General features: G+C 37.6%; 23 protein-coding genes and 1 tRNA gene. 12 read left to right on the top strand and 12 right to left on the bottom strand.

Translation table 11 applies throughout. From position 1 onward, the window contains the following. A partial coding sequence (locus E0H89_RS04005; protein WP_131214684.1) for a hypothetical protein occupies positions 1-808 on the bottom strand: 808 nt, incomplete at its 3' end. 430 nt (positions 809-1,238) lie between these two features. On the opposite strand from E0H89_RS04005, the gene E0H89_RS16415 reads away from it, so the two are divergent. Genes E0H89_RS16415 through E0H89_RS16425 form a run of 5 tightly spaced genes read left to right on the top strand, consistent with a single transcriptional unit; the run spans position 1,239 to position 2,726 of the window. Then, a complete protein-coding gene (locus E0H89_RS16415; RefSeq protein WP_165494015.1) occupies positions 1,239-1,382 on the top strand; it encodes a hypothetical protein in 144 nt (47 codons plus the stop codon). A 10-nt stretch (positions 1,383-1,392) separates the two neighbouring features. Then, on the top strand, positions 1,393-1,569 hold the full coding sequence (locus E0H89_RS16420; RefSeq protein ID WP_165494016.1) for a hypothetical protein: 177 nt from the start codon (positions 1,393-1,395) through the stop codon (positions 1,567-1,569). After that, positions 1,569-2,243 carry a hypothetical protein gene (locus E0H89_RS04010; RefSeq protein ID WP_131214686.1) on the top strand — a complete coding sequence of 225 codons (675 nt, stop codon included), beginning with the start codon at positions 1,569-1,571 and terminating at the stop codon, positions 2,241-2,243. The genes E0H89_RS16420 and E0H89_RS04010 overlap by 1 nt, the downstream gene beginning before the upstream one ends. Positions 2,244-2,246: 3 nt before the next feature. Then, a complete protein-coding gene (locus tag E0H89_RS04015; protein ID WP_131214688.1) occupies positions 2,247-2,555 on the top strand; it encodes a hypothetical protein in 309 nt (102 codons plus the stop codon). A 9-nt stretch (positions 2,556-2,564) separates the two neighbouring features. Further along, the gene (locus E0H89_RS16425; RefSeq protein WP_165494017.1) at positions 2,565-2,726 is read left to right on the top strand and encodes a hypothetical protein; all 162 of its coding nucleotides are present in this window, start codon (positions 2,565-2,567) and stop codon (positions 2,724-2,726) included. 30 nt (positions 2,727-2,756) lie between these two features. Here E0H89_RS16425 and E0H89_RS04020 read toward each other — a convergent pair whose 3' ends face one another. Further along, complete coding sequence (locus tag E0H89_RS04020; protein WP_131214690.1) at positions 2,757-3,467, bottom strand: hypothetical protein; 711 nt, start codon at positions 3,465-3,467, stop codon at positions 2,757-2,759. 158 nt (positions 3,468-3,625) lie between these two features. After that, the gene (locus tag E0H89_RS04025) at positions 3,626-3,982 is read right to left on the bottom strand and encodes a helix-turn-helix domain-containing protein (protein WP_131214692.1); all 357 of its coding nucleotides are present in this window, start codon (positions 3,980-3,982) and stop codon (positions 3,626-3,628) included. Between the two features lie 106 nt (positions 3,983-4,088). On the opposite strand from E0H89_RS04025, the gene E0H89_RS04030 reads away from it, so the two are divergent. The 4 genes from E0H89_RS04030 (at position 4,089) to E0H89_RS04045 (ending at position 7,949) form a co-directional block, all read left to right on the top strand. Then, the gene (locus E0H89_RS04030; RefSeq protein ID WP_131214694.1) at positions 4,089-4,265 is read left to right on the top strand and encodes a toxin-antitoxin system HicB family antitoxin; all 177 of its coding nucleotides are present in this window, start codon (positions 4,089-4,091) and stop codon (positions 4,263-4,265) included. 137 nt (positions 4,266-4,402) lie between these two features. Continuing rightward, positions 4,403-4,570, top strand: coding sequence for an ogr/Delta-like zinc finger family protein (locus tag E0H89_RS16660; protein WP_250697834.1), 168 nt, complete (start codon positions 4,403-4,405; stop codon positions 4,568-4,570). A gap of 235 nt (positions 4,571-4,805) precedes the next feature. Continuing rightward, a complete protein-coding gene (locus E0H89_RS04040; protein WP_131214696.1) occupies positions 4,806-7,535 on the top strand; it encodes a toprim domain-containing protein in 2,730 nt (909 codons plus the stop codon). A gap of 132 nt (positions 7,536-7,667) precedes the next feature. Beyond that, positions 7,668-7,949, top strand: a complete 282-nt coding sequence (locus E0H89_RS04045; RefSeq protein ID WP_131214698.1) for a DNA-binding protein — start codon at positions 7,668-7,670, stop codon at positions 7,947-7,949. A 28-nt stretch (positions 7,950-7,977) separates the two neighbouring features. Here the strand turns inward: E0H89_RS04045 and E0H89_RS04050 are convergent, their stop codons facing one another. The 8 genes from E0H89_RS04050 to efp form a co-directional block, all read right to left on the bottom strand. Continuing rightward, positions 7,978-8,997 (bottom strand): tyrosine-type recombinase/integrase, encoded by a 1,020-nt coding sequence (locus E0H89_RS04050; protein WP_131214700.1) that lies wholly within the window; start codon positions 8,995-8,997, stop codon positions 7,978-7,980. Between the two features lie 145 nt (positions 8,998-9,142). Beyond that, positions 9,143-9,219: transfer RNA gene (locus tag E0H89_RS04055), tRNA-Val, on the bottom strand. Positions 9,220-9,250: 31 nt separating this feature from the next. Then, positions 9,251-11,263: a transglutaminase TgpA family protein gene (locus E0H89_RS04060; protein WP_131214701.1), complete on the bottom strand. Its 2,013-nt coding sequence runs from the start codon at positions 11,261-11,263 to the stop codon at positions 9,251-9,253. A gap of 3 nt (positions 11,264-11,266) precedes the next feature. Beyond that, on the bottom strand, positions 11,267-12,172 hold the full coding sequence (locus E0H89_RS04065; RefSeq protein WP_131214703.1) for a DUF58 domain-containing protein: 906 nt from the start codon (positions 12,170-12,172) through the stop codon (positions 11,267-11,269). Positions 12,173-12,184: 12 nt separating this feature from the next. Beyond that, entirely contained in the window at positions 12,185-13,135 is a 951-nt protein-coding gene (locus E0H89_RS04070) for an AAA family ATPase (protein WP_131214705.1), read from the bottom strand. A 110-nt stretch (positions 13,136-13,245) separates the two neighbouring features. Beyond that, a complete protein-coding gene (locus E0H89_RS04075; RefSeq protein WP_131214707.1) occupies positions 13,246-13,548 on the bottom strand; it encodes a YbdD/YjiX family protein in 303 nt (100 codons plus the stop codon). Beyond that, a complete protein-coding gene (locus tag E0H89_RS04080) occupies positions 13,545-15,650 on the bottom strand; it encodes a carbon starvation CstA family protein (protein WP_131214709.1) in 2,106 nt (701 codons plus the stop codon). Before E0H89_RS04080 ends, E0H89_RS04075 begins: the two co-directional genes overlap by 4 nt. Before the next feature lie 173 nt (positions 15,651-15,823). Further along, a complete protein-coding gene (gene efp / locus E0H89_RS04085; protein WP_086194499.1) occupies positions 15,824-16,393 on the bottom strand; it encodes an elongation factor P in 570 nt (189 codons plus the stop codon). 70 nt (positions 16,394-16,463) lie between these two features. Here efp and epmB point away from each other — a divergent pair, with 70 nt between their 5' ends. The 3 genes from epmB to E0H89_RS04100 are packed head-to-tail and all read left to right on the top strand — an operon-like array spanning position 16,464 to position 21,339. Next, complete coding sequence (gene epmB, locus E0H89_RS04090) at positions 16,464-17,480, top strand: EF-P beta-lysylation protein EpmB (protein ID WP_131214710.1); 1,017 nt, start codon at positions 16,464-16,466, stop codon at positions 17,478-17,480. Between the two features lie 14 nt (positions 17,481-17,494). Further along, the gene (locus E0H89_RS04095; protein WP_131214712.1) at positions 17,495-19,240 is read left to right on the top strand and encodes a cyclic-di-GMP receptor FimW-related protein; all 1,746 of its coding nucleotides are present in this window, start codon (positions 17,495-17,497) and stop codon (positions 19,238-19,240) included. After that, the gene (locus E0H89_RS04100) at positions 19,222-21,339 is read left to right on the top strand and encodes an EAL domain-containing protein (protein ID WP_131214714.1); all 2,118 of its coding nucleotides are present in this window, start codon (positions 19,222-19,224) and stop codon (positions 21,337-21,339) included. Before E0H89_RS04095 ends, E0H89_RS04100 begins: the two co-directional genes overlap by 19 nt. An 88-nt stretch (positions 21,340-21,427) precedes the next feature. On the opposite strand, the gene rpmE is transcribed toward E0H89_RS04100, so the two are convergent. Then, positions 21,428-21,658, bottom strand: coding sequence for a 50S ribosomal protein L31 (gene rpmE, locus E0H89_RS04105; RefSeq protein ID WP_131214716.1), 231 nt, complete (start codon positions 21,656-21,658; stop codon positions 21,428-21,430). Positions 21,659-21,834 lie beyond the last annotated feature (176 nt).

The raw sequence follows: 21,834 nt of genomic DNA on the forward strand, positions 1-21,834 counted from the left end.
AATTTTTAAAATCAGAAAAAATATTAATTATCAAATTAATATCATCCAAATTATTAACACTAGTTATCTGGGTCTTAACTTTATAAATAGAATCAATATTTAAATAAAGTAATTTACTATATACTTCAGAATTCTTTAGTGCCTTTATAATATAATTCAAATCATCTAATAGGTCTTTAAATATTGTAGATTCAATCTTTCTTCTCGCTATTTCATTCGATATTATAACACCATCTTCCATTTTAAAATTCAAAAAAAACTTTTCAATATAAATGAGAATATCAATCTTTTCAAAATACCTAATTAAAAGTCTATCTCTCTCTTCAACCTCTAAGTGCGTTTTCTTTACATCCTCACTACATAATTTAATATTTTCAACTAATGAAATTATCTTATCTTCCATTTGATTAATTGAAATATTAATCATACTAATTTCTTTTGAAATATTATTAATTTTAACAGCGACAATTAAAATCTCATTCAACAATTCTTCTAAATTATTTGAATTTTTTCTTAATCGTATGTTAATTAACCCCTTAATAATCTCCTCAAGCTGCATTATAATAGTATATGAGTAATACTTATCTTCTAAAATAAATCTATTACTTTCTAAATCTTCTTTGAATTTCGGAATTCTAGAATCACAATAAGATTTTAATACTTTGTACTTAGGATTATGGATTAAATTAAGTACATCTGGTTCATTAGAATTGGTTATTTCACTTAGAAAATTCCTAATATTATCTTCAATGCCGAATATTAATTCGAAAATCTTCTTTTCAACAGGGTTTTCTTGTGGATCACTCATATCTATTTACTTCTCTAATTTGCCCCCATGCATCGACTCATCATGACCCGATCCATTAGCTCACAATGAGCCAAACCATTGTATCAAAAAGACCTTTTCTTCTATATAAATAGAATAAAGAATAGAGTTATAAAAGAATGATAAGAAACAAAAACAGTTGACTTAAAAAAAAATTAAATTATATTGTCCATATCGCAGCAAAATCTGTGATCAGGCGTGAGAACCTGAATTATCATCCAAGAGCGCAAATCAAAGTCGCTTATGCGGCATTTTTTTTGCCCAGTGTTTAGTCAGTCGTTACGGTAGGCTAGGCAGGGCAGCTTCGCGCTGGCCGTTTTCTTGGAGCGGTATTCTCACCCCTGTCTGGTCTGCCACCATTACCGTGAGAAGTGATGTTGGTAGGTTAAAAACTTACCAAGAGAAAACGACTATGAACATTCAAAATAAAAATGTGCATCAAGCACCTGTATGCCTCGATACCCTCTGTCTACAACGCTTACAAGCATCTAACTTTGCTCGCCCCAAAATTCATAAACAAATTTTAAATTTTATTCGCCTGCGTTTTACACGTTAAGGGGAATCGCATGTCTAAAATTTATATCAATACTGAACTTGGTACAGAAAAACGCTGTACCCGTTGTGGCGACTACTATCCTCTCGACACAGATTTTTTCTACAGAAATGGTACTTGGCGCGGCAGAACTCAATGGACTTCACATTGCAAAGCCTGTTTTACTGAAACCTACCGAGGAGATAAATAATGAAAAATATTCTTCTCACAAACCAGGAATATCCCCTCATTGCATCGCCCCAACTTGCTAAAGAGTTGGGAACAGCAGCAGCAACCTTCCTGCAAAAATTGCATTTTTTATTAAGTGAAAATAGAAAATTTAAGCAGAAGAAAAATCTAACCACTTACCTAAACCGTAAATGGTGGTTTCATACCTTTGAAGAATGGCAAACCACTCTGGGGATGTTCAGTATTTCAACCATTAAACGGGCTGTGGCCAAGCTAAAAGAACTCGGCCTAATTGAAATCAATAAGCTTTCAAAAATTAAATCTATCCGTGTGAATTACTACACCATTAACTATCAAAAGCTTAAAGATCTGTTTGGTATATCTACATCTCAAACTAAGCCATCACCTGTACCAAAACCAAGTCCTGAAAATATTGTAGGTACGGATGCCCCAACTCAAGCAGAAGCAACGGTAGAAAATCTGGCAACCATACCAAGTGAACACCGCGCTTTGTACCGGCAGCTTCGCCAGTACAAACTGAACGTTTCTTATGATGATCCACGGCTCCACTTTTGGGAGAAGAAATCGAGATCCGTGATTGCCTATGCAGCTTCAGCATCAAACCGCTTAAATATCAATAAATGGCAATGGCACACACCAGAACAAATATTGCCTGAAGAACTTTTAAGGACTTAAAAAATGGGAATTGAAAAACACATTATTCGAGTTCAAGAACCACTTTCTAAAAAGCGTAAGTTCTTTATCAGCTCTAAGCATTTATACCGCTTGCTGCAAGCAGATGTTTCCTACAAAACTTTTGTAGAAACAAATATTGTCTGGTCACGACTTCGTGAAAACATTGACTATCATTTCAATGAGCAGCATGACACATACAATCTTTCAATATGTGCAGTACAGGCAATCTTGATTTTAGAGAATACAGAGAAGAGTTGGCAGTTTTTCAATGAACTGACTGACCTGATAAATAACGGTTTTAACCGTTCCTAGAGGAATAACATGGATACTCAAGCAAGATTATCGTTATTAGATCAGCACTTAACTTTGTTGATTGAATCAACTGAAAGCTGTGACTCGCTAACTGGTGAATCTGTGGCTGCCACATTATTTATTATCCAAGAACAGGTACGTCAGATTCAAATGGCTGTAAATAAAGAGTAATAAAAATGCCCTCTTAGGAGGGCTTTCTACTCATGATTCATGGGGTTCGATTTCAAGAGGGACTTTTTTAAATAATTTTTTAAAGCTGAAATCAGGACGTTTATCAACAAGTTTTTCAGCAAAATTAATATTGGCTGCAAAATTTGCAGATAAAATTGCTATCATGCCCCAAAAAACAACCCAGAAAATCGTCACGAACCAAAACACGAATACTGACTGCTGACTCACAATAGGTAAATATACATGTTGCTTAAATTCAGCGATCGAACCAAAAAGCATTGGAAAATATAATGCTAAGACACCAGCAATAAAATAAAAAACTAGAGCAGAATACATTCTTGAACGTCTTACAATTTTATTTTTCAACCCGAACTTATATTCAAAATCATTTTTTTCTTTAGAATAAGTCACATATCTATGAGCAATTTTATAAGAGTTTATATCTTTACTTGTTTCCTCTCTTAAAAGAAGATGTCTTGCGCAATCTAATGAGACAGAACTTTCTCCAATTAAATATTTATATTTCTTTTCATCACACAATCTTTTGATTCTAATATAAATTTCATCATCTTCACTTACGTTTTCCAAAATATGCAATGTATTTTCATAATCATTAAATAATGCTTCTTTTGAGTTCTTCTTTGAATCTGAATACAACTTATATATTTGTAGCATCGTAAAGAGCATTGCTAAACAGCTACCGATAATAATTATTATATTTTTCGTAAAATCAATATCCATGCAACACCTCATAAGTGACTAATAAAGAACAACTATTATAGTGTTTAACATAAATTTAAAATAAAGCAACTTAACAATTTTAAATTGCTAAATTTATAGTATTTTTCTTATAAAAGCTTAGAGCAAATGAGTTTTTATTTACTCATTTACTCATTTATTCACTTTTTTGAAAAACTCTCTGCAAAATTCCTTACCAAAGTCATCAAAGTGTCTTTTTGACTTGGCTCTACTACATCCAAAAATTTCAATAATTTTTTTGCCTCATCAGAAAGTAAATCTGGCTGAGTACGCTCACCAGTAATTAGGTAATAAACATCTACTCCTGCTGCATGCAAAGATTCTAAATCATCCTGCCCCATAACACGTTCACCTTTTTCATAACGCATTACAGCCATATTTTTTTTACCAAATAAAGCAGCAAAATCTTTTTGCGACAGACCTAAGCGTGATCGTTCCTGACGAAGGCGTTCGCCTCTTTGATCGTTATTCTCATTTACCATTTGGGATAAATCCATATATTAATTATCCCATTTGGGATAATATTGCTTTGCTTATTTACCATTTTAACAAAGTTCTTTATTCACCACAGTTTAATCACTGTGGATTCCAAAGGAAACAGCTATGGCTACTCAAGAATCCCAAAAAGAAGTCCAAATCAGCTTTCGTACTACACCAGAAACTAAACGGCTTGCACGTGTAGAAGCAGCAAAACAAGACATGAGTTTAAACGAATGGATTAAACATCTTGTTGAATCAAAACTGGTTGAAGATTCTTCTCAAAAATCAAAATCATCATAAGGCACGGTCTTTCGGCTATTCCCTGAAAACCAATACAGATTTTTTAAATATTTGAAAATTTTTGTAAATGAGAAAGAACGATTAAGTAAGTGTCGTCGGGAGCAACAATTACTTGATTGAATATCTAGAGGTACTCCATGAGTAAATCAATTGGTTTTTATTGCCCCCACTGTGGCACACGTATGCATGTATCTAGTCGTAAAAAACCCTCTCCTTTGCTACATGAACTGATTGTGTCTTGTCGTAATGATCAATGCTTGGCAAGTTTCGCAGCAAGTCTGGAAATGGTGAGACCGGTAAAATAGTATTAATCCAAATCCAGAAGTTCAGACAGGACTGCCACAGCATAAACGTCAGTGGGAAAACGAACTCGAACATCAACTAGCAAGTTTGGAAATACAAACCGAAATTGATGAACATCAAAAGAATTATGTTGAAGGCTTTATTTCTGCCCTATTCCATTCATCAACTATTGATTTGACTAGAGCATCTACATACCGCCATCGGCTTCAACAAATTAAACTTTTATAGGTTTTTTAAATGGATCTTCAACGTCGTATTGATGACAGACTGAATCAACTTTTTAACTTTAAGAAAGTCGGGGAATGGTATCGTCAAGGGCGCTGCCCGAGTTGTAATGAAAAAGAACTCTATACCCATGCAGAAACACCACGCATGGTGAAATGTGGTCGGATCAACAAGTGTGGTTATGAAGAACATGTCAAAGATATCTGTGAAGATTTATTTAAAGATTGGTCTGAATACCATCCTAAAACACCCGAAAACCCAAATGCAGCAGCAGATGCCTATTTAAAAGAAGGTCGTGGTTTTGATCTTAAAAACTTAAAAGGTCGCTATAGCCAAGAACTTTATCAGTCCCCAAAAAATAAAAGCCTCGTCAGTGCCACAGTTCGCTTTAAATTGGCTGAAGGAATTTATTGGGAACGTATCATCGATAGACCTGACCGGTTTGGTCGTCAGAAAGCCAATTTTATCGGCAAATGGACAGGCTTAGCTTGGTCTATGCATGAATTAGATGAACTCTGCCATGCAGGTAGTATTTGGATCACTGAAGGCATATTCAACAGTATTGCACTTTCACAGTCTGCAATTATCAGCATCAGCAACATGAACAGTGGTAATTATCCAACCCAAATACTTGATGCCATTAAAAAACGCTGCCATGAACTCAATAAAGATAAGCCTCGATTAGTTTGGGCATTAGACAATGATCAAGCAGGTAAGAAGTTTTTATCCAAACATCATAAACATGCCACAGATGAGGGATGGATCTCCACTGCTGCTCTGCCTCCTACACCTATAAATGGCAAATCCCTAGACTGGAATGACCTTTTCCAACGTGAACAACTCACAGAAAAGGATCGAGAGAAATATCTCCATTTTGGCAAACTACAAATTGTAGATACGCCTGAAGAAGCAGGACTACTCATCTATAATTTTTATGGAAGTAATCTCAGTAAATTCTTTTTTAATCATAAATTTCGCACCTACTGGTGGGAGTTGGATTATGAAAAATTCAACAAAGCCGTCCAGTATGTTGAGGAATCACAACAAAATCAGATGTTATCCGAAGAAGAAATCCGTATTCAGGCATTAAAGACCTGTTCTTCAGCTAAAGAAATCTGTAATGCCCAACTTGAACCTCTATATTTTCAACCCAATGAAATTACAGATGAGTCCTGGTATTACTTTCACTTACAAAGCCCTTGGGGTGAAACCAAAACTACATTTACAGCAGAACACATGGCATCACGCAGTAAATTTAAACCACGTGTCATGTCAGTACTATCAGGTGCCATGTGGACAGGTAGCGATCAACAACTTGAAACCTTTATTAAACGTAAAACTGAAAAATTACGTGAAGTAAAAACAATCGATTTCATTGGTTATAGCAAAGATTATCAAGCTTATATCTTTGATCAATATGCTGTGCATAACGGACAAGTTATCCCCAAAAATGAACATGATTTCTTTAGAACAGGAAAAAAGGAATTGAAGAGTCTCGCCAATTCTCCTGTTATCACCCTTAATCCTAAAAAGGAATTTTCACCTACATGGTGGAAAGACTTCTACACCTTAAATGGTGCAAATGGCTTAATTATATTAGCGTGGTGGACAGGAACTTATTTTGCTGAACAAATCCGTGCATTAAATTCTTCTTATCCTTTCTTCGAATTTGTGGGCCAAGCAGGTGCAGGTAAATCGACCTTACTGGAATTATTGTGGAAGTTCAGTGGTCGTGAAGCGTATGAAGGTTTTGACCCAAACAAATCAACCAGCGTAGCAATTTATCGAAACTTCGCTCAAGCATCCAATATGCCTATCGTCCTCATTGAAGGCGATCGTAACGATCAAAATGGGGGTACTCAAAAAGCAAAGTTCAGTTGGGATGAACTTAAAGATGCATTCAATGGTCGTGCTATTCGTTCTAAAGGCTTGAAAACTGCAGGCAATGAAACGTATGAGCCACCATTCCGTGGTGCGATCATGATTAGCCAGAATACCCCTATTCAAGCCTCTGAAGCGATTCTATCGCGTACATTACATATTACAGTGACGACCAAAGGCCATAATTTAGATAAAAAAAGAATTGCTGACCGGCTGTCTCGTATAGAGCTTGAAGAAGCATGTACCTATATGACGCATTGCCTGAAAAATGAAGCAAAAATTCTGAAAACTTATTCAGAAAATATCCAAGGTCTTGAAGAAGAATTTCATCAAAAAGGGATTACTCATACTCGTATTGCCCTTTGTCATGCACAAGTGTCGGCAATGATTGATGCACTTTCAGAACACGTTTTAAAAGGTGTGATAGATCTCGATGAAATCTGTGATGCTAAACGTATTCTAGAAACGATGGCACGTGAACGTATAGAGCAGCTTGGCAGTGATCATCCTCTGGTACAGCAATTCTGGGATGCATTTGAATATATGAATGTCAGTCGTAGTGCTTCATTCAGTTTGAATCATCATGACCAGGATGCACAGAGCATCGCAATCAATCTAAATGAAGTCTATAAAGTTGCTGCCCGGAACTATCAATCTTTACCAGATATCAATGAAATGCGAACTCTGCTTCGCTCAAGTCGTCGCTATAAATTTATTGATATGAATAAACCTGTGAAGTCTAAAAACTTCCCAGCAGATGACGTCAAGAATGCCACTTCAGACATGCGCGAGCGTGTCGTTAAATGTTGGCTTTTCACCAATCCATATTTCAATCAACAGTCCACAAAAAAACCCAAATAAGTTTTAAGCGCACATATAGAAGTGACAGCTTCTATATGTGCTACATCACTAAGTCAGGAGACGAAACAATGCGAAATGATTCTAACGTAGAACTACAACGGCCGACGACTAAATTTAGAGGAGCTAAACTTAATGCCTGAATTCATCGTAACAATTGAAGCTGACTCTGCCCCTCAAGTCGTTCTTGGTCAAATTCTTCTTGGCGGTACTGTGACGACTCTTAAACTTGAAAAGCGTAAATTGGTATCAGTTTCCGAACTTGTTAAGAAATACGGGCTTTCTGACGAGACAATCAGAACCAAATGTATCTCGATTAACCAAGGGAGCAATGGCAAGCATATGTATGATCCTGATGCTGCTGATGCCCTTCTCAAAAACTCTAAATTTCGACGTGGAGCAAGGCGAAAAAATTAAAAAATGCCCGCTATATGCGGGCTTATTTTCATCCATTAAAAGCTGCAACCAAATCATCTGCATTCGGGTTGTAATAAGTATTCACCAGAACATCAATTTTTTTATGGCCAGTAATTTTAGCCAGAACTTCAACTGGTAATTTTCTAACTCGAACCATTCTTGTAATAGCTTCATGTCTTGTATCGTGAAAATGTAGGTTATTCAGACCCACAGCATTTTTTCTTTTTTCCCACATCAAACGAAAAGCATTTTCTGACTGCGGTATGATTTTGCGACCTGCATGCTTAATCAGTTTTAACAATTCTTTCGCTTCTTCAGAAAGCGGAACGATCCGTGGATCTCCATTTTTGGTTTTGGGTAAATGAACATACCCATCAAAAATATCTTTCTTTTGCATTTCAATAATTTCACCACGTCTCATAGCAGTTTCAATAGCAAAGAGAAATCCCCAAGCAACATAGTGTTGTGGCAAAACAGGTTCCTTACCTATTTCATAATTTAATGTTTTTAATATAAGTTCAATTTCAGATTCATGAATACGACGTGAACGGGCTTTAGGTTTTTTGGGTTTTGTCATTTGCATCCAAGGATTTTCATTTAAAACAAAAAGTTCCTTTTGTGCATAAGTAAATATTGCACTGTAATGTGAAATTTCTTTAAGTACCGTGTTTTCACCCACTTCTTGCAATCTTTTATTTCGCCAATTCGTCAAATCTTTTGGACTAATGTCATAAATAGATTTTTGTGCTAATGCCCCAAACTTATTTTCAAAATTATTGTATTGGCCTTTGATCCAAGCGCGTGATGACTTTGAATCTTTCCATTGGCCAACGTTTTGGTAATATTGATTATTCAAATCTCTAAACGTAAATTTAGGTTTAACCTCACCATTCTCAATTTTAGTTTGTGATCTCAACTCTAATAATTTAAGTGCTGCCCATTGTTCACATTCTTTTGCAGTGTCACGAGTACAGTAATATCTTTTACTTTGATATGAGACAGTAATTGTAAAGGTCTCGCCTCTTTTCCTGGGAGTTGGTATTTTCATTTTGTCGCAAACTTGTCGCAGATGGCTTAGAAATACTGCCATTTTTCACCAATTTAGCCAAGCCTGACACTAGTTAAAATGCGACAAATAAGCAAAAAAAAGACTTATAAGCATTTGATTAGCCTATAAGTCTTTGATTTATATCTGGTAGGTATAAGCAGACTCGAACTGCTGACCTCTACGATGTCAACGTAGCGCTCTAACCAACTGAGCTATACACCTAAGTGTTGTGAATCATATTCACTTTTATTTTCTAAGACAAGGGCTTTCTATGGTTTTTTAAAGCAGATGCACAAGTTTTAAGCATCCCTTTAAATTTCACTGCTTGTTGGTCATTAACTTCAGATGAAAACTGTTGCTGCTGATAATATTCTGCCGTTTGGATAAATATCCTATGCTGATCTTCTTTAATACCATCGGCTAATCGGTGCATCCAAGCAGAAAAAGTTTCAGCAGGCTGCTTACGTAACTGTTCTTCGAGTTGCTTAGAGAACTGTTGAATCGCACGTTCATATGCCGAACCGTACTGTCTGTTACGATAATAAATCCAAACAAAATAAAAAATCACCACTAATAAAATGCTTGAGAGCAATATCAGGATACTGGCATAAGCAGTTTTCAGACCTAATTTTGATAGCCAACTTTGCTGCTTTTCAGCATCGTATCCTATGACTTTGCTTTGCCACTGATAACTTGCATAATCACTCCATATTCGCATGTTCTTCATCACTGCGAATTGGCGATACTTCCACTTTTGCTCTTTATTCCCCAAGATCGTTCGATCATTTTCAATATAATTTTGCATTCCCCCATCAATACGTTGCGGTGCAATGATTGCAGTTGGATCAATACGTTGCCATTTTCCATTTAAATGTACTTCTGTCCATGCATGAGCATCAAGTTGACGAACTTCCCAACTTGCTCGATCCAGTGCAAGTTGTCCGCCTTGATAACCAATGACCACACGTGCAGGAATTCCCACATATCGCATCAACATGGCAAAACTCGAAGCATAATGCTCACAGAATCCTTGCCGAGATTGAAACAAGAATTCATCAATACGGTTTTCACCCAAAAAACCCGGTGTTAAAGTATATACAAAATCATTTTTCTTATACCACTGTAAAATATTACGGACATATTGATCAGGTAACTGTCCACTTTGCTGAAACATTTCTAAAGCGAATTGACGTGATTGTTCATCCAGTTGTGCAGGAGTTTGAATTGTGATTTTTTTCAGTAAATTGTTTTGGGAGAATCCCTGTTCTTGCAGCTGTGCATCGCCTAACCAATGCAAATTAATAGGTTGATTTCGTGTTATGGATCGGACCGGGCTAATCCCCCCATCCTGCTTTAATTGATATTCGGGGTCTTTGGGAATGGATTTTTCCAGGCCCATTATCCACATGACACGCGAATCTGCAGCTAAATATTGGTAATCAAAACCCTGTTTTGTTCTTCTCGAAATCGTATTAGTCAATACGGGCTGTTGATTCACAAAACTGCTGGTCCATGTTCTACCATCATATTGGTCCAGAACCATTGCTCGCCAATACAGCTCATTTCGGGAAGGTAGTTCATTAATATTGCCAATAATACGAAAAGCCAAACTGCTAGATTGAGAAAGTTCTGCAATATCACCGGGTGACATGCTATCGCTCATCCCCGTGACACTTTTTTGTTCTGGAATTGGAATATGCCACAGTGGTGGTAAACGCGGAAAAAAGATAAACAGCAAGATAAAAAAAGGCAAAGCCAAAAGCAGAAATTTACCTACATGCTTGGCATCTGTTTTTAAGGCTGCTGATGGATTTGATGCGTGTTTAAAGTCACTGGTTTGTAAACGATAAAGCCCGATCAGGCAACTGAATAAACACAGCAGAATGACAATTGCCATCCAGATGGATTGGCTATATAAAAATGAACTTGCTCCCACAAATAAGGCAAAATTAAACAAGATAATAACATCACGTTTACTTTTGGTTTCCAAAGCTTTGGCAAACAAAAAAGTGGATAAAACCGCAACCCCGGCTTCTATCCCAATAAAACTCTGATATGTAAAATAGATAGTCGCCAATGCTAAAATTGTCAGGGCAAATGTCCAGATTTTGGATACTACTTTGGACTCCTCTTTAAAGCTAAAAAACAAACAGAGCATAATCACGCCAAGAATTGCACTTAACAGAACAGGACTAAAAAATACTTGTGCAATTAATAATAATAATAAAGTAATTAAAATCGAGGTTCTAACGTCAGCATGAATCATAATTTAAGCCTGCGCCAAAAGTTTTTTTGCCTGAAGCAACTGGTTTGTACCAATACCTGTGCTTAATTCAGCTTGAGGTAAAAATATTGCATAGCTACATTGCAGTTGCTCACATTGCTCAATCAGTCCCATCATTAAACTTAGTTTTTCTTCATGTTCTGTACTTGGCATATTTGCATAATGGATGTCTATACTCGGTTGATCATTATGGTGTTCGAAGACCTTAATATATAAACCTTGCCCCCGCGCTGCCTGCTTCCATGACACGGCGTGCAAATTATCACCCAACTGGAAATTACGCAGTTCACGAAACTCATCCATATCGGGTTCAAAACTGTGCTGATGCTGTTTATTTTCTGCATTATAAAATTCAGCTTTAGGAGCTACCCAAGAATATTCTTTTAAATAAAAATAGGTCCATGCACGAACCAGCCCAAATGGATATACAGCATAAATCTGCACAGTCGGGTAATGAAACTTCCCACGATTATCCATAAAAAAAGACAGAGTAATTTTTTGCTGGAGTTCCGCAATCGAGACTTTTTCTAAATGCTGATCGGTTTTAATCCATAAGTAACGCGATTGCTTTTGTCGTTGTCGAAAATGGATATGTAAATCAAGATTATCTCCGGCTTGCCCTATCTCATTCACTGAAATTTCAATGCTGAGATCATGTAATTGTTTAAAAGTGACATAAAAACTAATACATAAAATCGCACTGATCAGAAAGCAAAAACCCAAAATCAAGTTATTCGCATAATTGATTCCGGCAATAAAAGTAATCAAGATCAATACTAAATAGAGATAACCCTGCTGATAGATAAAAATCAAAATGTCTTTTTGCGAAAGCTGTTTTACTTTTTCAAATTGAAAGCGTTTTGCTAACCATTTTTGCCAAGGCTTGCTCAATTTGATCTTCCTTTAGCTAATATTGATTTGCTGCATCAACTGCAAAGTTTCTGCTTCACTTAACCCAATCCGATGCGCAACTACAGCAACAAACACGGCCTGAACATCATCTGGGGTCACATAACTACGCTGTTCAATAAAAGCATGCGCTTGTGAAGCTTTTTTCAAAGCCAATAGCCCACGAGTGGATAAACCATGCCGACTTTTACGTGTCTCGCCGGCCAAATCTAGCAGATAGTCCAGCACAACCTCAGCAATATGAATCTGAGTTACGCTTTGCTGAATATCTAAAATTTCGTACTCGCTAAAAACATGTTCCAGAGTTGAAATTAAAGCATAGCGAGAGGCTTGCTGTAACAACAGTTTTTCTGCGGAACGTGAAGGATAGCCGAGTGACAAACGCATCAGGAACCGATCCAGCTGAGATTCGGGCAAACTATAAGTCCCACTTTGAAACAGCGGATTCTGCGTAGCGATGACCCAAAAAGGCTGTGGCAATTCATAACGCACCCCATCTACCGTCACCAAGCCTTCTTCCATCGCTTCTAGTAACGCACTCTGGGTTTTAGGACTACAGCGGTTAATCTCGTCTGCGAGTAATATTTGGGTAAAAATCGGACCTTGCTTGAACTCAAACTGGTGCTGTTTTTGATTAAACATATTTACGCCAATCACATCACTGGCGAGCATGTCATTGGTAAACTGAATACGCTGAAACTTCAGCCCTGCAATATGGGACAAGGCACTGGACAATGTCGTTTTACCGAGTCCAGGCAAATCTTCAAACAATACATGCCCACCCGCCAGCAAACTGGTTAAAGCCAGTTTAGTCTGATGTTCCTTATCTAAAATAATGCTATTGATTTGCGTTAAGAATGCTTGAATTTTTGCCGCATAAGATTCAACTTTTTGATTCAGCTGTTGCTGTTCGTGTGTGAGTTCTTGTTTTTGAACCTTACTCATCCCCCAGATCACAATTCATTCCCCCAATAAAAAAACGGTGCATAATTAACATACACCGTTTTGTGGTTTTTCCAAAGAAATCAAAAGATTTTTGAAAAGACTTATTCAGCTTAACAAGGGCATTTTTTCATTCCCCCACCTGCACTTGGATAACGTGCATCCACGCAGTGACGGTAAAATGTTTTGGCATCCATTGCGACCAGGTCCGGATGATTCTTTTGCATATGCTCCAAATAGGTTTGATAATCAGGTACACCCACCATCAATCGGAAGCTTTGCTGGAGACGTTGCCAAATCATCTGAATAGTTTTAATCCCATTCAACATTAAAAACTTTTTCGGCTGCGCAAGCACTGTAAATTTAATGATCTTACCCAACGCCAGTTTTTGGCGAATTTGATCTTTTAGACTCATTTCACCTCTCCTGCCACTTTATTTTGACTAATCTCATCACGGTAAATCGCTTCTGACTCATGCACGCTTGGATTAGGATCTGCCAATGCACGACGAATCACACCAATGGCAGCCAACAACATTACAACCGCCACAATCATAAAGAAACCACAAAGCACAGCATTGATTTGATTCGAGAACACAATCGTTTGCATTTCAGCAACATCTTTGGCTGGTTTTAAAATTTCATTACGTGCAATTGCATCAGAGAAACGATTGGCTTGTGCCAGGAAACCAATTTTTGGATTTTCATGGAAGATTTTTTGCCAACCTGCCGTCATACAGGTAATAAATAAGAAAATGGTTGGAAAAATAGTGATCCATACATATTTCTCTTTCTTCATTTTGAATAAGATGACAGTACCCAAAATCAGTGCCATTGCAGCAAGCATCTGGTTACCAATACCAAATAAAGGCCATAAGCTATTGATACCGCCAAGTGGGTCAATCACACCTTGATAAACAAAGAACCCCCAGCCTGCAACAGCCACGGCGGTTCCAACCAGGTTACCGAAGAAATTGTGCGATTGTTTCAACGCAGGGATCACGATACCTACCGTATCCTGAACCATGAAACGGCAAGCACGTGTACCCGCATCTACCGCAGTTAAAATGAATAGAGCTTCAAACAGGATCGCGAAGTGATACCAGAACGCCATCATGGAACGGTTGTTAAAAATTTCCGTAATAATGTGCGCCATACCAATCGCAAATGTTGGCGCACCACCCGTACGTGAAAGAATCGAGCTTTCACCGACTTCCTGAGCCAGTAAAGTCAATGCTTCAGGAGTGACCACAAAGCCTAAATTACGCACCGCTTCAGCAGCACTTTCTACTGTGGTACCTAATACGGCAGCGGGTGCATTAATTGCAAAGTAGACTCCTGGTTCAAGAATAGTGGCGCAAATCATTGCCATAACAGCAACGAAAGACTCCATCAACATGCCCCCGTAACCGATTACACGAATATCGACTTCATTTTCAATGAGTTTCGGTGTGGTTCCCGAAGAAACCAGGGCATGGAAGCCGGAAATTGCACCGCAGGCAATGGTAATGAACAAGAATGGGAACATTGAGCCTGCAAATACGGGACCAGTCCCGTCAATGAAATGCGTTACCGCAGGCATTTTCATTTCAGGTAATGCCACCATAATACCGATTGCAAGACCTGCAATTACACCAATCTTTAAGAAGGTAGAAAGGTAGTCACGTGGCGCAAGCAGCAACCAGACCGGTAAAACTGAAGCAACGAAACCGTAAATGATTAAGCACCAAGTCAGTTGTGTGCCAGAAAGTGTAAAGATCGGTCCCCAATAAGGATCAGCTGCGACATTTCCACCGTACACAATCGCCAGCATCATCAGCACAAAACCAATGATCGAAACCTCGGCAATTTTCCCTGGACGGATATAACGCATATATACGCCCATAAACAATGCAATTGGAATGGTTGCAGCAATACTGAACACCCCCCATGGACTGTTGGTCAAGGCTTTCACGACTACCAATGCAAGTACTGCAAGGATAATGATCATGACGCCTAATGCACCCAGCATCACAATCACACCCGCAAAGGAACCCAGTTCTTGCTTAGCCATTTCACCCAGTGAACGACCATCACGACGGGTAGAGATAAACAGCACTAAGAAGTCCTGAACAGCACCCGCAAGAACCACACCTACCAATAGCCAAATCGTGCCAGGTAAATAACCCATCTGCGCTGCAAGAATAGGACCGACTAATGGTCCGGCACCTGCAATGGCTGCAAAGTGGTGACCAAACAGGACATATTTATTAGTGGGAACATAATCCAGACCATCGGCTAAACGATGCGCTGGTGTTAAACGTCTTGCATTGAGTTCAAAAACTTTATTGGCAATAAATAAACTATAGAAGCGATAAGCAATGCTATATACACAGATGGCAGCCAGAACGAGCCAGACTGCATTAACATGTTCTCCTCTGCTAATTGCGAGTATCCCGAATGATACCGCGCCTAAAATCGCGACTAGAAGCCACACTATTTTTGAAGTTAGGGTTAACTTCGGTTGAGTTGTTTCCATGTAAATCCCTCATATATCATGCATAAATCAGCGTTTATTTTTTATTGTTCGGTATACTGCTGTTTGTTCCTTTGCGACTCTACTCCTCATAATTATTTTTTCATCTAATACTTTGGCATAAAAAAAGGGATGATTTAAATCATCCCTTCCGATAATAGTCTATTTTAAAACCATTATGCACGTTCTAAATAGTCACCAGTACGGGTATCTACACGAACGCTTTCTTCTTGCTGTACGAATAATGGTACACGTACTACAGCACCAGTTTCGAGTTTCGCAGGCTTACCGCCACCGCCCGAAGTATCACCACGTACGCCTGGATCAGTTTCAACGATTTTCAATACAACGAAGTTTGGTGCACTTACTGACAATGGAACACCATTGAAAAGCATAATTGTACATTTTTCGTTTGAATCGTCTTTCAACCATTTGGCAGCATCGCCCATCGCAGTTTTATCAGCTGTGATTTGTTCGAAGCTCACTGGATCCATAAAGTTCCAAAGTTCGCCATCGTTATAAAGGTAATCCATTTCAACTTCAACAATGTCAGCACCTTCCAGTGTTTCATTGGATTTGAATGTTTTTTCTAAAACTTTACCAGTTTTAAGATTACGCAATTTTACGCGGTTGAATGCTTGACCTTTACCAGGTTTCACATATTCATTTTCCATGATTGAACATGGGTTACCATCAAGCATAACCTTTAAGCCTTGCTTAAAGTCATTTGTAGAATAATTGGCCATGAAAGGCTCACTCCAAACTTACTAACTTAAATCTATTAATGCTAGACTAGCATTATTTTTTCCATGCGGCATGATAAACTATTTATATCAAGAGCAAAACTGGCAATCTCAACTCAGTGACCTAATTACAGATCCTTTAGAGTTACTTGAGGCACTTCAGCTCTCACCTGATCAATTATTATCGGGGGCAATCCTTGCTTCTGAACAATTTAAATTACGTGTTCCTCGTGCATTCGTCGAAAAAATGAACATTGGCGACCCTCTTGATCCTCTCCTACTACAAGTCTTACCCCATCATCTGGAACTTGAAGAACATATTGGATTTGTAACAGACCCTTTGGGTGAAGAGCAAGCCAATCAACAACCAGGTGTACTCCATAAATACAAATCGCGCTTTTTACTCACCTTAACAGGTGCTTGTGCGGTGCATTGTCGTTATTGTTTTCGTCGTCATTTCCCTTATCAGGAAAACTTGCCCAAAAATGAAGACTGGCTCAACATTAAAAGCTATATCGAAAGTCAACCCGATATTAATGAAGTCATTTTTAGTGGTGGAGACCCACTGACTCTATCCAATCGAAAATTAAAACTCTGGATAGAACGCTTAGAATCGCTATCACAAATTAAATTTTTGAGAATTCATTCACGGGTTCCTATCGTAATCCCCAACCGTGTCGATGAAGAACTGGTTTCCCTATTAAAAAACAGTAGGCTACGAATTATTCTAGTGGTACACTCAAATCATGCGGGTGAGCTTGATGATTTTACATGCGCTAAACTTTCAGTTTTGGTTCAACAACAAATCACCGTGCTCAATCAGGCAGTTTTATTAAATGGGGTCAATAATTCTGCGCAGATTTTAGTGGATTTAAGTTACCGTCTGTTTGATGCAGGCGTGATGCCATACTATTTACATGTGTTAGATAAAGTAAAAGGTGCGCATCATTTTGACTTGAGTCCTGAGCAGATTAATCTTATATATAAAGATGTTTTAGAGAACCTTCCAGGATATTTGGTTCCTAAACTCGTTAGGGAAATAGCGGGCGAAAAAAATAAAACACCGCTTTTTGGAGTTTCAACTTTTTGAGTTAAATAATAACGATGATTATGAGCAATTCAGACATCTTCCAAATGCCAACCGAATTAAAGTTGGAACAACTGAGCTTTTGTCCATCGAATGCCAAAGGGTTACAAGAGTGGGTGTCTAATTTGTCCATTCTGCAACTCGGCAATTCTTCAAAAGAACTTTTCAATGCATTATTGGAAATATCAGAACTGAAATGCCCGGAAATGCTGCGTTTCGATTTAATTCAAATCCTACATCCCACTATTGATAATGTATTGATCAGCCTGGAAAAGCATTTTTTTAACCAAGGTTTGATTACTACCGATCGTAGTGATCAAATTATTGAATTGGCTATGCTTTTACGTAGCCATTTTGCCAAAATTTATATCGACATTTCAAAACGTTGTAATACCCAGTTAAGTCTGCAAAAGTTTTCTATTTTTGCATTTAATCAAAAGAAAAGTTTGCAGACCGCCAGAATTGTTTCGACTTATTACGCGTTACAGCAACTTTCCCTATTACTTTATCAACAACATTTGCTCTATAGCACACCGTTATTTGGTCAATGGCTGGTTGCGCACCAACTGCTTGAATGTGCAATTAAGAATAATTTTTATCAAACCAATATCAATCAAATTTTAGATACGCAGCATCAATTACAGACCATTACTCAAGCTTATTCCCAACTCATTTTATTGGATATTTTCAATACCCATCAAATTCGTCCATCAGAAATGCAAGGCTTATATTTATGTAGTTTTGACTGGGCAAAACTGGTTCACATTTTACCTAAAGAAACCACGCTTTCTCGCTATATCGTAGATACCAATAAAGATCATCCACCGGTTTTCAATGTCAATCAATCCAGTTTATATAAACCGACAATCTACATTTCAACGCAACATTTATTAGATCATTTGTCTGAAACCCAAACTAAAAAAGCGGGTTATCTGTCGCGTAATGAAAAGTTATTCCTGACTCCAGCATTACACTTTCATATTCATAATTTACTTACAACCAATATTGAACGTCGCCATGAGCGCTACGAATATTCAGCACAATTGCAGATCTGTTTCAGTCTTTCTGTAGCCCACTTTTACTTATCTAAAGGTAAAAACTTTCACGAAACTTTAGAAGTAGAAAATAATTATTATTTCCAAAATGAAAGTACATTTATCAATTCAATGAATTCAAATATTCCCGTTGGAATCACCACAGCTAAAGTTCTGGATCGGGAAGCAAAACAAATTTATCCAGCTGAAGTTCTGGATATTAGTGTCAATGGTTACAGAATTAAATGGACGGGTGTTACCCCCTCGAATTTAAAAACCGGAGAATTTATTTTAATTCAGGAAAATACCAATAGCCCCTGGCGTGGCGGTGTGGTTCGCTGGATTAAACAGTCAACCGAAAAAAGCCTGGAACTGGGGCTTGAAGTATTGGCGCAAGATTTATTCCCCTGCTCAGTTATGGTGAAAACTGAGCGTAACAGCAGCAACTATCAACCTGCACTTATCGTTCAAACTTCTCAACTTGATAATGTTGCAACCAGTTTAATTGTATCAGGCTCGCATATGTTTAGAGAAAAACAGACCATTCATTTGCGATTAGGAAAAGAAGAATTAAAAATTTATCTGACCAAAGCACAACTTATTACTCAAAGTTTTATCCGTTTTGAATTTGAGTTGCTTAATGATCAGCAAGAAAGCCTGATTAACAACTTTATCAACAAACAAATGAATGAAATAAAGAATCATGATTTATGGGAAGCATTGAAGTGAGAAATCCATTATTGTCTAAAAAGTTAAAACGTACCGAGACGCGTTTACTCATTATCGATGATAATCAAATACGTTTTAACCAAATTCTTGATCTTTTAACATCGAGTGGACATGTTGTACATGCAACATTGTTGGATGATTTGCAAAATTTTGAAAAACAATTACATCAAAACTGGGATCTGGTCATTTTTGGCCGTGCTTATGACTTAAAATATGAACAAGCATTAAGTTTAATCCAACTATCCAACCAACCCAACTTACCTATTCTTCTTCTAAAACCAGAGAATTATCAGGCAGATCAATATGCGGGTTATATTCGTAAAGGCGTTTACGACATTTTAAATCTGGATTATCCAGATCGTTTTTATATTGGCTTGCTCCGTGCACTTTCATTAAGTCGTTTATTGCTCGCCCAACAACATTTAATGGATGAGTTAGAATCTGCCCATACTCATGCACAGTCTTTAGTACATGATAGCAATAAGGCCATTGCCCTTATTCAAGAAGGCATTCATATTCATGCCAATCCTGAATATTTACAACTGTTTGGGATTAAAAACGAGGAAGATATCGTAGGTCTTCCTTTGCTTGACCTGTTACAACCGAAAGATTTGAATGACTTTAAGTTGCGTTTCAAAAAAATTACTCAAGGTCAGTTTGATTTAGGTCGATTAGAAGTCACCACATTAAATGACCATGTTTCTATTCCGAATCCGCTTAAAATCGAATTTTTACCCGCTACAGATGAAGATGCATTACAAATTACCATTGATATTGAAACTTCTGAACCGGGTAATATAACATCTGTGGCAACAGAAAAAAGTATACAGAAACCTAATATCTATCAGCAAATTAATCGCACTATTACCAAGCAGCCTTCTCATATTAATGCGCTGGTTCTGTTCTCTTTAGCCGCTTTTCCTGAAAATATTTTCGAAACTAATTGGGTTACTTCAAAAAACTATTTCAGTCAGATAAAAGAGTTTTTAAAAGAACAAACCCATGTTCCATTATTTAAAGTTTCACCTGGTATTGTTACTGGCTTATTCCAGGCAGAATCTCAAGCCAAATTAGAATCTAAGCTTATTGGTTTAAGCTCACTCACCAAACCACAATTATTGACAGTCAATCAATCAAGTTATCCGCTTAATTTAAGAATTGGATATGTAATCTTAGATGGTGAAATTCGTGACGAAAGCCATTTTGAACAATTTGTTAGTTCGGCTTACAACACGGCTTTACCGCAAAATGCACCCACCGCAGAGCTTGAGTTAAAAACGCATTTAGATATTCCAACGCTGGAACTTCACCATCCAGAAATGAAGCCGTCAAATTCTTTGCCTGAATCTTCGTTAATCAAAGCCTTAGAACAAAGCTTGGATCGCGGAGAGATTCATCTTAAATATCAACAACTTTATGATAAGCAAGATGCGAATTTATATACTTACGAAGTCACTAGTGGCTTTATTTTTGAAAACTCCTGGAAAGATTTATCCAGTTTAAGAGAATTGGCAGAAGATCCAGAATTATCGATTAAACTGGATCGCTGGATATTAGTTGAGTCATGTAAACAATTACATAATTTTATTACGCAGTATCCTGAAGCGAAATTGATTGTCAATTTAAATAAAGAAGTGTTATTTCACGATCGAACCTTCCCGGAATTTATTTCTAAGCTGATTACGATTGTACGCAGTAAATTAACGCATCCGCTTATTTTACAATTCTCAGAAGAAGACCTTACCCAGAATATTTCAGATGCACAAAAGCATATTACTCAATTACGCCAGTTTGGTGCTGAAGTATCTTTAAGGGACTTTGGCAATAGCATTTATAGTGAATCTGCTTTACGTCAACTGGATATAAATGGTTTAACATTACATCACACCTTGACGACAATGTTAAATACCGAACAATCTACCCAGGAATTACAGGAAAAAATTAAAATTTTCCATGAAATTAAACCTGTTGAAATTATGCTACGCGAATTAAATGATATGACGCTGTTCGCAAACGCTTGGAATGTAGATGCCCGCTTTATTCAAGGTGATTATTTCCAGAAAAAACTGGATCACCTGATTGATGTACAAGACCAATAGGTCTTGTACATATTTTCTTGCTGCAACATACACAAATTTCAGGCATAAAAAAACGGGCATTTTGCCCGTTTTTCTACATTTAACAGTATTAGTCAGGACGTTTGATAGAACGTGACATACCAGAAAAACGTTGTTTAAACTTGTCGATACGACCGCCAGTGTCCACATTCTTCTGTTTACCAGTATAGAATGGGTGGCAAGCTGAACATACGTCAAGGTAAAGAGTTTCTTTACCAATCGCTGAACGAGTTTCGATTACGTTACCACATGAACAAGTAGCAACTAATGTTTCATATTTTGGGTGAATATCGGCGCGCATCGTCGATTACTCCTAAGTTAAGAAAGGCTTATGCTGTCATCGCAATTGATCACTCTCATGATTCATGAGGAAAAGCCTATCCAAGGAAAAGCCAGACCAACACCATAACAGACCATTCTTTTGGCCCACCGAGACGAATACCGCCAGAGCTAAGCACAACAAGTGGCCTAATTATA

Source organism: Acinetobacter sp. ANC 3781, from assembly GCF_004331285.1.
Classification (GTDB): domain Bacteria; phylum Pseudomonadota; class Gammaproteobacteria; order Pseudomonadales; family Moraxellaceae; genus Acinetobacter.

What these genes read in the sequence shown, in the direction of transcription:
- E0H89_RS04075 (WP_131214707.1), bottom strand. Translation starts at nt 13,548, where the DNA reads ATGAGTCTAAAAGATCAAATTCGCCAAAAACTGGCGTTGGGTAAGATC.
- E0H89_RS04040 (WP_131214696.1), top strand. Translation starts at nt 4,806, where the DNA reads ATGGATCTTCAACGTCGTATTGATGACAGACTGAATCAACTTTTTAAC.
- E0H89_RS04100 (WP_131214714.1), top strand. Translation starts at nt 19,222, where the DNA reads ATGGGAAGCATTGAAGTGAGAAATCCATTATTGTCTAAAAAGTTAAAA.
- E0H89_RS16425 (WP_165494017.1), top strand. Translation starts at nt 2,565, where the DNA reads ATGGATACTCAAGCAAGATTATCGTTATTAGATCAGCACTTAACTTTG.
- E0H89_RS04030 (WP_131214694.1), top strand. Translation starts at nt 4,089, where the DNA reads ATGGCTACTCAAGAATCCCAAAAAGAAGTCCAAATCAGCTTTCGTACT.
- E0H89_RS16415 (WP_165494015.1), top strand. Translation starts at nt 1,239, where the DNA reads ATGAACATTCAAAATAAAAATGTGCATCAAGCACCTGTATGCCTCGAT.
- epmB (WP_131214710.1), top strand. Translation starts at nt 16,464, where the DNA reads ATGATAAACTATTTATATCAAGAGCAAAACTGGCAATCTCAACTCAGT.
- E0H89_RS04050 (WP_131214700.1), bottom strand. Translation starts at nt 8,997, where the DNA reads ATGAAAATACCAACTCCCAGGAAAAGAGGCGAGACCTTTACAATTACT.
- E0H89_RS04070 (WP_131214705.1), bottom strand. Translation starts at nt 13,135, where the DNA reads ATGAGTAAGGTTCAAAAACAAGAACTCACACACGAACAGCAACAGCTG.
- E0H89_RS04060 (WP_131214701.1), bottom strand. Translation starts at nt 11,263, where the DNA reads ATGATTCATGCTGACGTTAGAACCTCGATTTTAATTACTTTATTATTA.
- E0H89_RS16660 (WP_250697834.1), top strand. Translation starts at nt 4,403, where the DNA reads ATGAGTAAATCAATTGGTTTTTATTGCCCCCACTGTGGCACACGTATG.
- E0H89_RS04010 (WP_131214686.1), top strand. Translation starts at nt 1,569, where the DNA reads ATGAAAAATATTCTTCTCACAAACCAGGAATATCCCCTCATTGCATCG.
- efp (WP_086194499.1), bottom strand. Translation starts at nt 16,393, where the DNA reads ATGGCCAATTATTCTACAAATGACTTTAAGCAAGGCTTAAAGGTTATG.
- E0H89_RS04020 (WP_131214690.1), bottom strand. Translation starts at nt 3,467, where the DNA reads ATGGATATTGATTTTACGAAAAATATAATAATTATTATCGGTAGCTGT.
- E0H89_RS04045 (WP_131214698.1), top strand. Translation starts at nt 7,668, where the DNA reads ATGCCTGAATTCATCGTAACAATTGAAGCTGACTCTGCCCCTCAAGTC.
- E0H89_RS04015 (WP_131214688.1), top strand. Translation starts at nt 2,247, where the DNA reads ATGGGAATTGAAAAACACATTATTCGAGTTCAAGAACCACTTTCTAAA.
- rpmE (WP_131214716.1), bottom strand. Translation starts at nt 21,658, where the DNA reads ATGCGCGCCGATATTCACCCAAAATATGAAACATTAGTTGCTACTTGT.
- E0H89_RS16420 (WP_165494016.1), top strand. Translation starts at nt 1,393, where the DNA reads ATGTCTAAAATTTATATCAATACTGAACTTGGTACAGAAAAACGCTGT.
- E0H89_RS04080 (WP_131214709.1), bottom strand. Translation starts at nt 15,650, where the DNA reads ATGGAAACAACTCAACCGAAGTTAACCCTAACTTCAAAAATAGTGTGG.
- E0H89_RS04095 (WP_131214712.1), top strand. Translation starts at nt 17,495, where the DNA reads ATGATTATGAGCAATTCAGACATCTTCCAAATGCCAACCGAATTAAAG.
- E0H89_RS04025 (WP_131214692.1), bottom strand. Translation starts at nt 3,982, where the DNA reads ATGGATTTATCCCAAATGGTAAATGAGAATAACGATCAAAGAGGCGAA.